Origin of the sequence: Methylophaga sp. OBS4 (assembly GCF_026319305.1) — a bacterium.
GTDB lineage: Bacteria > Pseudomonadota > Gammaproteobacteria > Nitrosococcales > Methylophagaceae > Methylophaga.
Map to the genome: position 1 here is coordinate 20168 of NZ_JAPDMV010000028.1, position 14563 is coordinate 34730.

Annotated in this window: 10 protein-coding genes; all 10 read left to right on the top strand. The window is 47.7% G+C overall.

All coding sequences use genetic code 11. The features are described from left to right. Positions 1-366: 366 nt before the first annotated feature. The 10 genes from nirB (at position 367) to OMP95_RS09715 (ending at position 14367) form a co-directional block, all read left to right on the top strand. A complete protein-coding gene (gene nirB / locus OMP95_RS09670; RefSeq protein ID WP_266328255.1) occupies positions 367-2799 on the top strand; it encodes a nitrite reductase large subunit NirB in 2433 nt (810 codons plus the stop codon). 8 nt (positions 2800-2807) lie between these two features. Continuing rightward, entirely contained in the window at positions 2808-3113 is a 306-nt protein-coding gene (nirD, locus tag OMP95_RS09675) for a nitrite reductase small subunit NirD (RefSeq protein ID WP_266328257.1), read from the top strand. Between the two features lie 13 nt (positions 3114-3126). Further along, positions 3127-5778 carry a nitrate reductase gene (locus OMP95_RS09680; RefSeq protein ID WP_266328259.1) on the top strand — a complete coding sequence of 884 codons (2652 nt, stop codon included), beginning with the start codon at positions 3127-3129 and terminating at the stop codon, positions 5776-5778. A 274-nt stretch (positions 5779-6052) separates the two neighbouring features. After that, positions 6053-7312, top strand: a complete 1260-nt coding sequence (locus OMP95_RS09685) for a hypothetical protein (protein ID WP_266328261.1) — start codon at positions 6053-6055, stop codon at positions 7310-7312. 391 nt (positions 7313-7703) lie between these two features. After that, positions 7704-8558, top strand: a complete 855-nt coding sequence (locus OMP95_RS09690; protein WP_266328263.1) for a nitrate- and nitrite sensing domain-containing protein — start codon at positions 7704-7706, stop codon at positions 8556-8558. Between the two features lie 11 nt (positions 8559-8569). Continuing rightward, positions 8570-9175: an ANTAR domain-containing response regulator gene (locus OMP95_RS09695; protein WP_266328265.1), complete on the top strand. Its 606-nt coding sequence runs from the start codon at positions 8570-8572 to the stop codon at positions 9173-9175. A 288-nt stretch (positions 9176-9463) separates the two neighbouring features. Beyond that, positions 9464-10867: a CmpA/NrtA family ABC transporter substrate-binding protein gene (locus OMP95_RS09700; RefSeq protein WP_266328267.1), complete on the top strand. Its 1404-nt coding sequence runs from the start codon at positions 9464-9466 to the stop codon at positions 10865-10867. A gap of 77 nt (positions 10868-10944) precedes the next feature. After that, positions 10945-11967: an ABC transporter permease gene (locus OMP95_RS09705; RefSeq protein WP_266328269.1), complete on the top strand. Its 1023-nt coding sequence runs from the start codon at positions 10945-10947 to the stop codon at positions 11965-11967. Between the two features lie 8 nt (positions 11968-11975). Beyond that, on the top strand, positions 11976-12833 hold the full coding sequence (locus tag OMP95_RS09710; protein WP_266328271.1) for an ABC transporter ATP-binding protein: 858 nt from the start codon (positions 11976-11978) through the stop codon (positions 12831-12833). Positions 12834-13083: 250 nt separating this feature from the next. Then, positions 13084-14367, top strand: coding sequence for an EAL domain-containing protein (locus tag OMP95_RS09715; protein ID WP_266328273.1), 1284 nt, complete (start codon positions 13084-13086; stop codon positions 14365-14367). Positions 14368-14563 lie beyond the last annotated feature (196 nt).

The window sequence follows — 14563 nt, forward strand, 5'->3', positions numbered from 1 at the left end:
GTTACGGCCAGGTATTGGTCAGGAGCTTGCGGGAATAATACAGCAGGTGGGCGGCCATTAGTTGCGAACGGTGCCTTGCTCTAAACACTGACAGACCAACTGAATACGGCAATATCACGTTGAAGAGCACCAGTGGCAACAGGGATGTTTCAGTCAAGTTGTTTCAGAGCCTGCCGGATAATAATTGCACGGAACCATTTTGGCGCTACCAAATTGGTGCATTGATGTTTTAATTTGGTGCGTAAATCAGTATAAAATGCACCAATTAAGTACTTTCATAATCAATTATCTCTAATAATATCAATATGTTATAGGTATGGCACGGACATTGCCATACTTATAAGATAGTTATTACCGGAGAGATCCATGAGAGAAAAGTTAGTCCTTATTGGTAATGGGATGGCAGGGGTGAGAACGCTTGAAGAATTACTCAAGCTGTCACCGGAAAAATACGACATTACCGTTTTCGGTGAAGAACCTTACGGCAACTACAACCGAATCATGTTATCACCTGTTCTGGCAGGTGAAAAAACCATTCATGAGATCATGATTAACGATCTGCAGTGGTATGAAGATAACAATATTACTTTGCATGCCGGCAAGAAAATCACCAAGATTGATCGTGTTAAACGCCAGGTACTGACTGATGACGGTACGGTCGCTGAATATGACCGTCTGTTACTGGCAACCGGTTCTAAACCATTTATGTTGCCTATTCCCGGCGCCGACTTGCCTGGTGTTATCAGTTTCCGTGATATCGCCGATGTCGATACGATGCTGGCAACGTCGAAAACCCATAAAAAAGCAGTGGTTATCGGTGGCGGTCTGCTGGGACTGGAAGCGGCTAATGGTCTGATGCTGCAGGGTATGGATGTGACGGTTGTTCATATCAGCGATGTGTTGATGAACCAGCAACTGGATAAACCGGCTTCGGATTTGATGCTGGAAGAATTACGGGGTAAAGGCCTTAACTTCCTGATGGAATATGCCACCGAGTCAATCAGTGGTAATGGCCGGGTCGAGAAGCTGCATTTCAAGGATGGCAGTGAAATAGAAGCTGACTTGGTGGTGATGGCGGTAGGTATCCGTCCTAATATTGATTTGGCCCAATCGGCAGGTATTCATTGTGAACGCGGTATCGTGGTTGATGACACGATGCAGACCTTCGACCCTGCTATTTATGCAGTCGGCGAATGTGTGCAGCACCGTAACCAGACTTTTGGCTTGGTCGCGCCGCTGTTTGAACAGGCTAAAGTATGTTCAAACCATCTGGCGAAAATGGGTATCGCCCGTTATATCAGTTCGGTCACGTCCACCAAACTTAAAGTAACCGGTATCGATCTGTTCTCTGCCGGTGATTTTCTTGGGGATGATGAGACTGAAGATCTGGTCTTTAAAGACGCTGCCCGTCATGTGTACAAGAAACTGGTTATCAAAGATAACAAACTGGTCGGTGCCGTATTGTATGGCGATACCGTAGAAGGCACTTGGTACTTCCAGTTGATGCGGGATGGGACCGATGTGTCCGATATTCGTGAGAATATGCTGTTCGGACAACATCACCTCGGTGATTCCGGCCATGGTCCGACCAACTCGGTGGACGGTTTGCCGGATGATGCCGAAATCTGTGGTTGTAACGGCGTATGTAAAGGCGACATTGTCAAAGCGATAGCCAAAGAGAACCTGTTTACGCTGGATGAAGTCAAGGCCCATACCAAAGCGTCTGCATCCTGTGGCTCTTGTACCGGTCTGGTCGAGCAGATTCTGGCTTCTGCGCTGGGATCTGATTTCAACGACACGCCGAGCAAAAAAGCGATGTGTGCTTGTACTGATATGTCTCACGACGAAGTTAAGGCCGCTATCAAAGAGCAGTCACTTAAAACCATTCCTGATTTGATACAGGCGTTGGACTGGAAAAATGCAGATGGTTGTCATTCCTGCCGTCCGGCATTGAACTACTATATGCTCAGCAGCTGGCCCAATGAATATGTGGATGATCCGCAGTCACGCTTTATTAACGAGCGTGTTCACGCCAATATTCAGAAAGATGGTACCTATTCAGTAGTACCACGTATCTGGGGCGGGGTGACCAACCCGAGCGAATTACGCGCTATTGCTGATATTTCTGAAAAATACGCTGTGCCAACGGTGAAGATCACCGGTGGTCAGCGTATCGACCTGCTGGGTGTGAAAAAAGAGGATCTGCCTAAAATGTGGGCTGATCTGAGCAATGCCGGTTTTGTTTCCGGCCATGCTTATGGTAAATCGCTGCGTACGGTGAAAACCTGCGTCGGTTCGGAATGGTGTCGTTTTGGTACCCAGGACTCGACCGGCCTCGGTATTAAGACGGAGAAAATGACTTGGGGTTCGTGGACACCGCATAAATTCAAGATTGCAGTATCAGGTTGTCCGCGTAACTGTGCTGAAGCCACAATCAAGGACTTCGGTATTGTTTGCGTAGATTCCGGTTATGAACTGCACGTAGGTGGCAATGGAGGCATCAAAGTGCGGGCGACAGATTTTCTGACCAAGGTCGCGACAGAAGAGGAAGCGCTGGAATATTGTGCAGCCTTTATGCAACTGTATCGCGAAGAAGGGCACTATCTGGAGCGGACTGCGCCATGGATTGAACGTGTGGGCCTTAAGCACGTGCAAGCGCTGGTGGTGGAAGACGAAGTCAATCGTAAACGCCTGGCTGAGCGTTTCTATGAATCTCAGGAAAACGCACAGGATGATCCTTGGGCAGAACATGCTGCCAAGTATCAAGAAAACTATATTCCTATCAAACAAGTAAGCTAGAGGTAAGCATGAGCTGGACTGAAATTGGCCCCTTGGCCGATATTCCAAGCAGAGGGTCGCGTGTGTTAGCGACCCCTGACGGCAACGTGGCCGTCTTTAGAACCGCGGGCGATGAAGTGTTCGCATTATATGATCAATGTCCGCACAAGCAGGGTCCGTTATCGCAGGGCATCGTTTACGATAAACGCGTGGCCTGCCCGTTGCATAACTGGGTCATCGATATGGAAAGCGGTGAGGCCACCGGGCCGGATAAAGGCTGTACACGGACCTTCGAGACTAAAGTCGAAAACGGCGTGGTTTATATTTCGCTTTAAAAGAGTCTTTGTTTTGGGTAAACAACATACAATTCAGACTACCTGTCCTTACTGTGGTGTCGGCTGTGGTGTACTGGCAACACCACAGGCGGATGGTACGGTTGCAATTCAGGGCGATACTTCACATCCGGCCAATCTGGGGCGGTTGTGTTCTAAAGGTTCAGCGCTGGGTGAAACCGTTGATCTCAGTAACAGATTGCTATATCCGCAAATCGGTGGTGAACGGGTGTCCTGGGATCAGGCACTCGACACTGTCAGCCGCAAATTCAGCGACATTATTGCCAAACATGGCCCCAGTGCCATTGGTTTTTATATTTCCGGTCAAATTCTGACGGAAGATTATTACACCGCTAACAAATTAATGAAGGGCTTTATTGGCAGTGCCAATATTGATACCAACTCGCGCTTATGCATGTCTTCTGCGGTTGCGGGTTACAAACGTGCGTTTGGCAGTGACTCTGTGCCCTGCAATTACGAAGATCTGGAGCAAGCCGATCTCATTGTGATGACCGGTTCAAATCTGGCTTGGTGTCACCCGGTTATTTTTCAGCGTATTAGCCAAGCGAAAAAAGACCGGCCGGCTATGAAGATCGTGGTCATCGATCCACGTAAAACTGCGACCTGTGATATTGCAGATCTGCATCTTCCGCTGCGTCCCGGCAGTGATGCGACGCTGTTTAATGGTTTACTCAATTACCTGAAACAGGAAGATTACCTCGATTGGGACTTTCTTGAGCAACATACGGAAGGCTTTTCAGCGGCGATGCAGGCAGCAAAAAACAGTGCCGGCAATATTCCGCAAGTGGCATCCGTCACCGAGTTGCCGGAAGAAGATATCGCCCGTTTTTTTCAATTATTTGCCTCTACCGAAAAGGTTATTACCCTCTATTCGCAAGGCATCAATCAATCGACATCCGGCACGGATAAATCCAACAGCATTATTAACTGCCACCTGGCTACCGGTCGCATCGGCCAGCCTGCTATGGGGCCGTTTTCAATTACCGGACAACCTAATGCCATGGGCGGGCGTGAAGTCGGCGGACTGAGTAATCAGCTGGCGGCGCATATGGAGATTACCAATCCTGAACATCACGATTTAGTCTCCCGTTTCTGGGAAACAGACAGACTGGCCACTGAAAATGGTGCCAAGGCTGTTGATATGTTTCGGGATGTGGCTGAAGGGAAAATCAAAGCCGTCTGGATTATGGCGACTAATCCCGTGGTCAGTTTACCTGATGCCGATAAAGTCAAAGCCGCGTTGGAACAGTGTGAACTGGTGGTGGTGTCGGAATGCGAGGCGCATACCGACACTACCGAGCTTGCTGATGTGTTACTGCCGGCCTTGGCGTGGGGTGAGAAAAGTGGCATGGTGACCAATTCCGAACGACGTATCAGTCAGCAACGCGCCTTTATGCCGCCGCCAGGAGAGGCAAAGTCTGACTGGTGGATTATTACGCAAGTTGCCCGCAAGATGGGCTTTGAGAAAGCATTCCCATTTGAAAAACCTGCTGATGTGTTTCGTGAACATGCCGCGTTGTCAGCTTTTGAAAACAACGGCAGTCGTGATTTTGATCTGGGTGCATTAGTGGGTATGACTGATGAAGCCTATGACAATCTTGCCCCTATTCAGTGGCCGGTCAGTGAAGCAGCGCCGGCCGGTACGGCCAGGTTGTTTACTGACAAGCGCTTTTTCACACCCAATGGCAAAGCCAGAATGGTGCCAATTGAGCCGAAGCTACCGGAAAATATGACCAGTGATAAATACCCGCTGGTATTGAATACCGGTCGTATCCGTGATCAATGGCATACCATGACCCGAACCGCCCGCGCGGTTAGATTGAACGCCCATATACCGGAGCCTATCGTGCAGATTCATCCGGTTGATGCGATGAACTGGAATTTGATTGACGGCGGTCTGGCAAAAATCACCAGCGAATGGGGGCAGATGATTGTCCGGGTAGACATCACCGATGACCAGCGTCCGGGCAGTGTTTTTGTGCCTATTCACTGGAGTAACCAGTTTGCTTCACTTGCCAGAGTTGATGCTTTGGTTGCCGCGGCTGTTGATCCCATCTCGGGTCAGCCTGAATTGAAACATGCACCTGTCATGATTAGACCTTACCAGCCCGCCTGGCATGGTTTTATTCTGTCTCGCCGCCCTATAGCGGTGCAGGATGCCAACTACTGGGTCAAGGTCAAAGGTGGACAATTCTGGCGTTATGAAATTGCCGGAGAGCAACCCATTACGGATCTGGTTTCCTGGGCGCAGCAGCATCTGGGGGCCGATGGTGAATGGCTTGATTTTATTGATGAAAAAGCCGGCCGTTATCGTGCGGGTATTATCGTCAGAAACCGCCTGGAAGGGGTGGTATTTATTGCCCCCAGCCACGACTTGCCTGCCAGATCCTGGTTGTCACAATTATTTGCCTCGACCAGTTTGTCTGATGAAGAACGCTACAGCCTGCTGGTAGGCCAGCCCGGTAAAGGGCAGAAAGATTGTGGTGCGATAGTGTGTTCCTGTTTCGGAGTGGGTGAAAACACCCTTAAAGAGGCCATTACTAGCGGTCATGTCAAATCTGTTGATGACGTTGGCCGCAAGCTTAATGCCGGTACAAACTGTGGATCCTGCATACCTGAATTAAAGAAACTGTTAACAGGCCATTAAATTCCTTGTAACAGGCCATTAAATTCCTTGGCTTCTTGTAGTGCATCCTGTTTAAAATTTAGTATCAAATTAGTGCATTTTTGTCATCGCACTGTAATTTAATTTAAAAAATTATTATAAAACATATACTTAAATATTGGCATTAAGATTGCTAAGTCACACGGAGTGAATCTGCAATGATGCAGCAACTTTTATAACCCATTTCTTTTAACCCAAGGTAACGAAGCCATAACCTGCTTGCAGGTTATGGCTTTTTTTTTTGCGAGGAAAAACCATGCCACAAATGAAAAAACTCACTGCCCTGACGATCCTGGCTACAGGAATGAGCAGTTTTGCCATCGCCCCTGCGGCCCAGGCTGAAGATGCATTTTTTGATGCGCTGACTGGTGGTAAAGCCAGTTTCTCAGCACGTGTGCGTTATGAATCAGTAGAACAGGATAATGCATTGAAAGATGCTGATGCGCTGACGTTACGAACCACATTGGGTTATAAAACCGGCGCTTTCCACGGTTTCAGTGGTTTTGTTGAGTTTGAGGATGTGTCTGATATCGGTTCAGCCAATTTTAACAGCACCACTAACGGCGAAGCAGATCATTCAGTAGTGGCTGATCCTGATGGTACCGAAGTCAACCAGGCTTACCTGGCTTATAACGGCTTTGATACCGAAGTAAAATTCGGCCGTCAGGAAATCACCTATCGTGATGCGCCGTTCCATCGTTTTATCGGTAACGTGTTATGGCGTCAGAACCATCAATCATTTGACGCATTGAGCCTCAGCAATACCTCGCTGCCTGATACCAAAATCAGCTATGCCTATATCAATAAAGTTCACACGATTTTTGGTGATGACCGTGATGCCGCCGCTGCTTTTATTGAAGATGGCGATATCGATATGGACACGCATCTGTTTAATATCCAGTACAGCGGCTTGCCAATCGGTAAGTTGGAAGGCTATACCTATCTGTTGGATTACACCGATGCGCCTGATGATAACGCGGCTTCCAGAGCTACTTATGGTTTACGTCTGAGTGGGGCCCAAGCGATTAGTGATGCTGCGAAAGTGCTCTATACCGCTGAATATGCCACTCAGGACGATTATGCCGATGGTGAAATGGACAGCCAGGATTATTACTTGCTGGAACTGGGCGGTAAATACAAGAACTGGCTAGCCAAAGTGTCTTATGAAGTACAGGAAGGTGACGGGACCTTCAGCTTCAGAACGCCACTGGGTACCAACCATGCCTTCCAGGGCTGGGCTGATCAGTTCCTGAACACGCCGACACAAGGTCTGGAAGATCTGTACTTTACTGTTGCCGGTAATGTTTTTGGCGCCAAACTGGTTGCTGTTTACCATGACTTTGAGACTGATGAAAGCAGTCTGGATGCCGGTAATGAACTCGATATTCTGTTAGAGAAAACATTCAAAGAGCATTACACCGTGGGCGTGAAATATGCCGACTACAATGCTGATAAAGAGTTTCCATCATTGGTCGATACAGAAAAATTCTGGGTTTACGGACAAGTTAAGTTCTAAGCCTGCCATTTTGGCACAGATAAAAAAGCCGGGCAGCGTCCCGGCTTTTTTATGCCTGTCGGTAAATAATTCTATCTTGCACCACAATTGTTCAGCTTGCAGATTACTAAGCCCATTTTGTAGCAAACCAACAAGGCTTGTTTTTCTTATGTAATTGAAAATTATAAATAAAATACTTGGCACAGCTTATGCAGAATTCAATAGGCAATCAACCATGGAGGAGCAGCGTTATGGGTTATCTAATCGATTTAATGTATCTGCTGAAAGAGTTGGTGAAGTTAGTGTTTATGGTCATGATTTCACCATTGGGCATCATGGCCGGTTTTCTAATTGCCTGGGAATAGGGTTTCAGGCTCATCTCATTGTTCATTGGAGAACAAAGATGTATCCGATGTTTATTAGTGCTATGACGGTGACCTTGTTGGTATATGCCGGTATTCGGTTTGCAACCGTCAAGCGCGAAGCGAAAAGTCATATTCAAAAAGGAATCATACTGACAGTTCACCTCAAACGTCTGATTGACAACTGTCAGAAACATCGCGGCACCAGCAACGCGATCAATCAGGGTAACAGCAAACTGAAACCGCAACTGGTGAGCTTACAAGCCGATATCGACAGGCTGGTCACCAGTAGTGACAGCAGTGTTCTACACCGCTTCCCGCAGTGGGAATCCTTTATGGAACACTGGCCGCGCTTGAAGAAACATGTGCTGGAAGGCAATCTGGAATCACGTAATATTGTCCGTCAGCACAGCTTGATGATAGACGGGCAATTGTCGTTGCTTGATGATGTGATGCGTTATCACAATTTGCACAAAATGATGCTGGATCGCTGTACCCGGGTTTCGGAAATCTGTCTGGACACATTGCGGGTTGCCGAAACCGTCGGACAGATGCGGGCTGTCGGTTCTGGCATCTGTGCCCGCGGCCAATGCGAAGGTTCCGATAGAATCGTCCTCGATTTTTTACGAATATCTGTGCAAAGCACGACCGATGAGTTATTGAAAGAAATCAATGCAATCAATAACAACACCTTGCATCAAAATCTGCTGACGACTTCCGCAGCTATCAAGGACAGTGTCGGCAAACTGATGACCATGGTAGAAAAACAAGTGCTGCAAGAGGGCAAATTGCAAGTTGATTCCAATGATTTCTTCGATGCTTCGACCAGCGCTATTGATGAAATGCTGAAAGTGTTTGGCATTATTATTCATTATGCTTCGCAACAACACATCCGAATGATATGAGCGACGCCGCTATGAGTTCTTCAACTGTGATTAATACCATTGTGATCAGCGAGCAGCCGCAAACGGCCGCTAAATTAAAGGCTGTACTGAACGATAGCGACTATAAAGTGATTTTTGAAGGCAGCAACCTGCAACAATTACTGACATTAAAATGGCGTGTGGAACCGGAATTGATCATTGCGGTAATGGAAACCAGTGACAGCCAGGTTCTGAGCAAATTCAAAGTGATCAATGAACAGTTCCCGCTGCCTATTGTTATCTTCACTCATGATGATCGCGATGATGCCATTGAGCAGGCTATCGAAGCGGGCGTCAGTGCCTATATTGTTGACGGCTTTCGTGAAGATCGCGTTCAACCTATTCTGCGTACGGCCATGGCCCGTTTTCGGCAATACCGGTCAATGCAGAAACAGCTTCAGGAACTGCGTACATCACTTGCTGACCGCAAGATCATCGATCGGGCAAAAGGATTGATCATGCAACAACGGCAGTGCAGTGAAGATGAGGCTTACCGCCTGCTCAGAACCTCAGCGATGAACCAGAATATGCGTCTGGCAGCCCTGGCACAGAATATTCTGGCCACAGCCGACTTACTGGAACCCCGAAAAACCGTCTGATCAATCTTGGTTTATATTGCACAGAAAGAGTGCAGTCTGAGCGGCTGCGAGCTAAAGGTGTACACGCTGTCAGCATAAATTTAATTGATTTATTTTTTAACTGTATGATTTGTAGGTAAAAAGTATTTAAGTATTTTGTTGGCATATTATCTGCTAACTATACGCTGAGTTATCACCCAATGGCGGGTGCAAAAAAGTAATTCATTTTTTATTCGGATAAAGACGTCCTTATTAAGCGAGAGCTTGATGAGCGCGTCTTTTTTTTTGGCAAAAATTTGGGAGTAGATAATGCAACATAACGCTTTATTAACGACGCGCCGCAAGATTATCAAAACACTGGCTGCTGCCAGTCTGGTGTTGGGAAGCGGTCTTATGCCGGTCAGTGTGCTACAGGCCGCTCCGGGCGAAATAGAAAAGCCCGAGTTGAAGTTTGGTTTTATCAAACTGACGGATATGGCGCCGCTCGCGATTGCATATGAAAAATTCTTTTTTGAAGATGAAGGCCTGTACGTTTCGTTAGAAGCCCAGGCCAACTGGAAAGTACTGCTGGATGGGGTTGTCGACGGTAAGCTGGACGGCGCGCATATGCTGGCAGGTCAGCCACTGGGGGCCACCATTGGGTTTGGTACCAAGGCGGATATTATCACTGCTTTCAGCATGGATCTGAATGGTAACGCCATTACCGTTTCCAATGATGTCTGGGAACAGATGAAACCGAATATACCGGTAGGGGAAGACGGTGAACTGCAGCATCCTATCAGTGCTGAGGCACTGAAACCGGTTGTCGATTCCTATAATGCGCAAGGTAAGCCTTTCAATATGGGCATGGTGTTTCCGGTTTCCACCCATAACTATGAACTCCGTTACTGGTTGGCAGCCGGTGGTATCAACCCCGGTTATTACGCCCCGCACAAAGGTGACACCTCAGGCACCATCAAGGCTGATGCCCTGCTGTCCGTAACACCGCCGCCACAAATGCCTTCCACCATGGAAGCAGGCACTATCTATGGTTACTGCGTCGGCGAACCCTGGAACCAACAAGCCGTATTTAAGGGCATCGGTGTTCCGGTGATTACCGATTACGAGATCTGGAAAAACAATCCGGAAAAAGTGTTCGGGGTCAGTAAAGAATGGGCTGACAAATATCCCAATACCCATATTGCCGTTGTGAAAGCACTGATTCGTGCTGCTGCCTGGTTGGATGAAAACAATAATGCCAACCGTCCGGAAGCGGTAAAAATCCTGTCTCAAAGCAACTACGTGGGTGCTGACTATGAGGTGATTGCCAACAGCATGACCGGTACTTTCGAATATGAGAAAGGTGACAAGCGTGCGGTGCCTGACTTCAACGTGTTCTTCCGTTATAACGCGACTTACCCATACTACAGCGACGCTATCTGGTACCTATCGCAAATGCGTCGTTGGGGGCAGATTGCCGAGCCTAAAGCGGACAGCTGGTATATGGATATCGCCAAAAAGGTCTATCGCCCCGATATCTATGCTATCGCAGCGAAAGAACTAATCGAAGAAGGCAAGCTGGATGCTGCCGCTTTTCCTGACTTTGACTCCGAAACCGGTTTCAAAGCACCTCAAACCGAGTTTATCGACAACATTACCTTTGACGGTACTCAGCCTAATGCCTATCTGGAGCAATTCCCGATTGGCCTGAAAGGTGATGAGGTTGTTGAGTAATACCCAGAAACAACGTAGTTCAGGCTGCCTGCACGCAGGCAGCCTGATTGTTTCGACCCAATATATAAAGAGTGAAAATGAAAGATAAACTGATTTATTTTCTGGAATTGACCGGCTTTAGCTGGTTTATACCGCTGGTGAAACTGGCCAGTGGTGAATCTCCGAAACATCAATTGCAGGATCTGGCCAAAATGGTCGGGGTGCCGCTATTTGCCATTGTGGTGTTTTTGATGTTCTGGCATATGGGAGCCGCTAAAATCGTCACCAGTCTCGGTCAGGTGCCTGGCCCGGTCCAAGTGTGGGAACAAGCCAATGTGCTCGTTAAGGAACATTATGAAGAACGCGAACGCGAGCAAGGATTTATCGAGCGCCAGGAAAAACGCAACGCGGCCAAGCTGGAAAAAGATCCCGATGCAGAAGTGACCATCCGTCCCTACACCGGCAAAGAAACCTTTTTCGACCAGATTCTGACCAGTCTGGAAACGGTGTTTGTGGGCTTTCTACTGGCCAGTCTGATTGCCATTCCCATCGGTATTATCAGCGGCTTGAGCAATACCTTGTATTCGGCAATTAATCCGCTGATTCAGGTTTTCAAACCGGTTTCGCCCTTGGCGTGGCTGCCGATTGTGACGATGGTGGTCAGTGCGTTGTATGTGTCGCAGGATCCGATGTTTGCGAAATCATTTATTACTTCGGCCATTACCGTGATGTTGTGCTCCTTGTGGCCTACTTTGATTAATACCGCCGTCGGTGTTTCGTCGATTGACAAGGACTTGATCAATGTCGGTCGTGTATTGCGGCTTAATTACATCACCACGGTGTACAAAATTGTGGTTCCTGCTTCGATTCCGATGATTTTCACAGGTTTGAGAATTTCGCTGGGTATTGGCTGGATGGTGTTGATCGCGGCAGAAATGCTGGCACAGAGCCCGGGACTGGGCAAGTTTGTCTGGGATGAGTTCCAGAACGGTAGCTCCAGCTCCTTGAGCCGCATTATGGTCGCCGTGCTGACCATCGGCATCATCGGCTTTATTCTGGATCGCATCACGCTGACCTTCCAGAAATTCTTCTCTTACGATAAAAACGCGATTATTCGCTAGGACATATCATGGATAAATATCTCAACATTGACCACGTCAGTATTGAATTTCCCACGCCCAACGGCCCGTTCAAGGCGCTGGATAATATCAACCTGAAAATTAATAAAGGTGAATTTGTCAGCATTATCGGCCACTCGGGTTGCGGTAAATCAACAGTGATGAATATCGTCGGTGGTTTGTATCAGGCTACCGAAGGCGGTGTGGTGCTGGAAGGGCGTGAGGTGAATGACCCCGGTCCGGATCGCGCCATTGTGTTCCAGAATCATTCCCTGTTTCCGTGGCTGACCTGTTATCAGAACGTTGAACTGGCGGTGAAGTCGGTATTCGGCAAAACCCGCAGCAAAAAAGAAAGGAAAGACTGGATTGATCACAATCTGGAACTGGTGCATATGAGCCATGCCAAACATAAACTGCCATCGGAGATTTCGGGTGGTATGAAACAGCGTATCGGTATTGCTCGGGCTTTATCCATGGAACCCAAAGTGTTGCTGATGGATGAACCGTTCGGTGCGCTGGATGCTCTGACCAGAGCCCATCTGCAGGATTCCTTGATGGAGATCCAGGCTGAACTCAATAACACGGTGATGATGATTACTCACGATGTCGATGAAGCGGTGTTACTGTCTGACAAGATTGTGATGATGACCAATGGGCCGGAAGCGACTATTGGCGAAGTCTTGGATGTCAAACTCGCCAGACCCCGCAAGCGACTCGATCTTGCCAGTGATACGGATTACAACCACTATCGCTCCGAAGTCATCCATTTCCTCCATGAGCGGCATGCCAAAAAATTGCCCAGGAGTCTGCCGGACTTAGGTGCTCGTAGCGAGAGACAGTCCGGTTTGACTGCAGTAGGACAGTCCTAGCTGTTTAGTCCCCTCCAGTGATGGTTTACTGAGAGTCCACTGATAGTGAACTGACACTGTTTCGGCTGACCATGTGCTTGTTTGACAGGCACATGATTCAGTCTGTTTTTTTTGGTTGTAATATACCGTGGACAAAGTGGACTTGCTGCAGTGACAGATTATATGCAACGAGCAATGATGCGGCCGGTAACCTTGATAACTTACATGAACCGGTATTATGCCCAGCGGCGGGATGGCGGAGTACAAGCGGATGTTGAACAGACTTTTAATGCGATACGGCTATATGTCGACTGTGACTGTATCTGGGTGCATTAAACAATCGGATGGAGCCTACGCCACCAGCTATAAAAATCTGACTTTAACCAGTGCATTTCAACCCATTTTCAGTATTTCTCACCGGCGTCCGGTGGGTTACGAAGGCCTGCTGCGAGCTACAGATATAAACGGTCAGGCCTATTCACCGCTGGATGTACTGATGTTGCCACAGTCCAGTTTTGCCCATCTGGCTTTGGATAGAACGTGCAGGAAATTACATCTTCGTAATTTTGCTTGTCAGCAAACCGGTAATAGCTGGTTGTTTTTGAATCTTAACTCTCAATGCCTGGTCACGGAGCGCCCTGATACCGGCTTTATGAATGGTCTTTTTGAGCTGGCCGGCATTCCGCCACGCCGGATCGTGATAGAAATTCTGGAGAGTGAAATTGATGATCGGGATTACTTAAAACAACTGATTACACATTTCCGCAGTCTGGGCTGTTTGATTGCGATTGATGATTTTGGTGCCGGACATTCCAATTTTGACCGGATCTGGGAACTGGAACCGGATATCGTAAAAATCGATCGCAGCCTGATCCGGCGAGCCGGCATTTCTTCTAAAATTGAGCGGATCCTGATCGGTATTGTGTCATTGATTCATGAAGCGGGAAGTTTGGCGTTGATAGAAGGGGTGGAAACGGAAAAAGAAGCCCTGATAGCCATTGCCGCTAATGCCGATATGGTTCAGGGATATTATTTTGCTAATCCCGATCCCATAATCTGCAACAATCAGGATTTTGCTCGTGATATAGATGCCTTGCTTCATACGCAGCAACGACTCAGAAAGCTAAACACTAATGAATTGCATCAACATTTTATAAAGTTTGAGGCGCGCTACAAAGAGGCTATTGACCTGTTTCTGACAACATCGAAGTTTGAAAGCTGCGCCGATATTCTGTTTGAGGAGGAGCGGGCGGTCAGATGTTATCTGCTGGACGAAGAAGGTTACCAGCTGGCACGAAGCCTTTACTCTCCACGTTATCGGGAGCAACTTGATGAGCGTTTCACACCGCTGCTTGCCGGCGATTACGCTAACTGGTCGCATAAGCATTATCACTACCGTGCAATCAATCGCCCTGGGAAAATACAGGTAAGCAGACCTTATTTATCTGTGGCCGGCTCCCATATGTGTATTACGGTATCGCAGGCGATAGTGCTGTATGACAAACTTTATGTATTTTGCTGTGATTTGGAATGGCAAGACGAAGAAGGCGTTTGATCTGCCCCGATTCTGATATGCACTAACACGGTGCGCGATGTGTTTTTCTGCCTTAAACTGGTGCCTGTTTTGCCTGTTTAATTTACTGAACACGAGTTAAAACAGATACTTACAAACCTGGCATGATTCCAGCAATTCGAACACGAACCAATGTTGGTAACGTGTTCTAAAGAGAGAACTGATTCATGTCTAGTCA

What these genes read in the sequence shown, in the direction of transcription:
- OMP95_RS09695 (WP_266328265.1), top strand. Translation starts at nt 8,570, where the DNA reads ATGAGTTCTTCAACTGTGATTAATACCATTGTGATCAGCGAGCAGCCG.
- OMP95_RS09690 (WP_266328263.1), top strand. Translation starts at nt 7,704, where the DNA reads ATGTTTATTAGTGCTATGACGGTGACCTTGTTGGTATATGCCGGTATT.
- nirD (WP_266328257.1), top strand. Translation starts at nt 2,808, where the DNA reads ATGAGCTGGACTGAAATTGGCCCCTTGGCCGATATTCCAAGCAGAGGG.
- OMP95_RS09710 (WP_266328271.1), top strand. Translation starts at nt 11,976, where the DNA reads ATGGATAAATATCTCAACATTGACCACGTCAGTATTGAATTTCCCACG.
- OMP95_RS09705 (WP_266328269.1), top strand. Translation starts at nt 10,945, where the DNA reads ATGAAAGATAAACTGATTTATTTTCTGGAATTGACCGGCTTTAGCTGG.
- nirB (WP_266328255.1), top strand. Translation starts at nt 367, where the DNA reads ATGAGAGAAAAGTTAGTCCTTATTGGTAATGGGATGGCAGGGGTGAGA.
- OMP95_RS09700 (WP_266328267.1), top strand. Translation starts at nt 9,464, where the DNA reads ATGCAACATAACGCTTTATTAACGACGCGCCGCAAGATTATCAAAACA.
- OMP95_RS09715 (WP_266328273.1), top strand. Translation starts at nt 13,084, where the DNA reads ATGTTGAACAGACTTTTAATGCGATACGGCTATATGTCGACTGTGACT.
- OMP95_RS09685 (WP_266328261.1), top strand. Translation starts at nt 6,053, where the DNA reads ATGCCACAAATGAAAAAACTCACTGCCCTGACGATCCTGGCTACAGGA.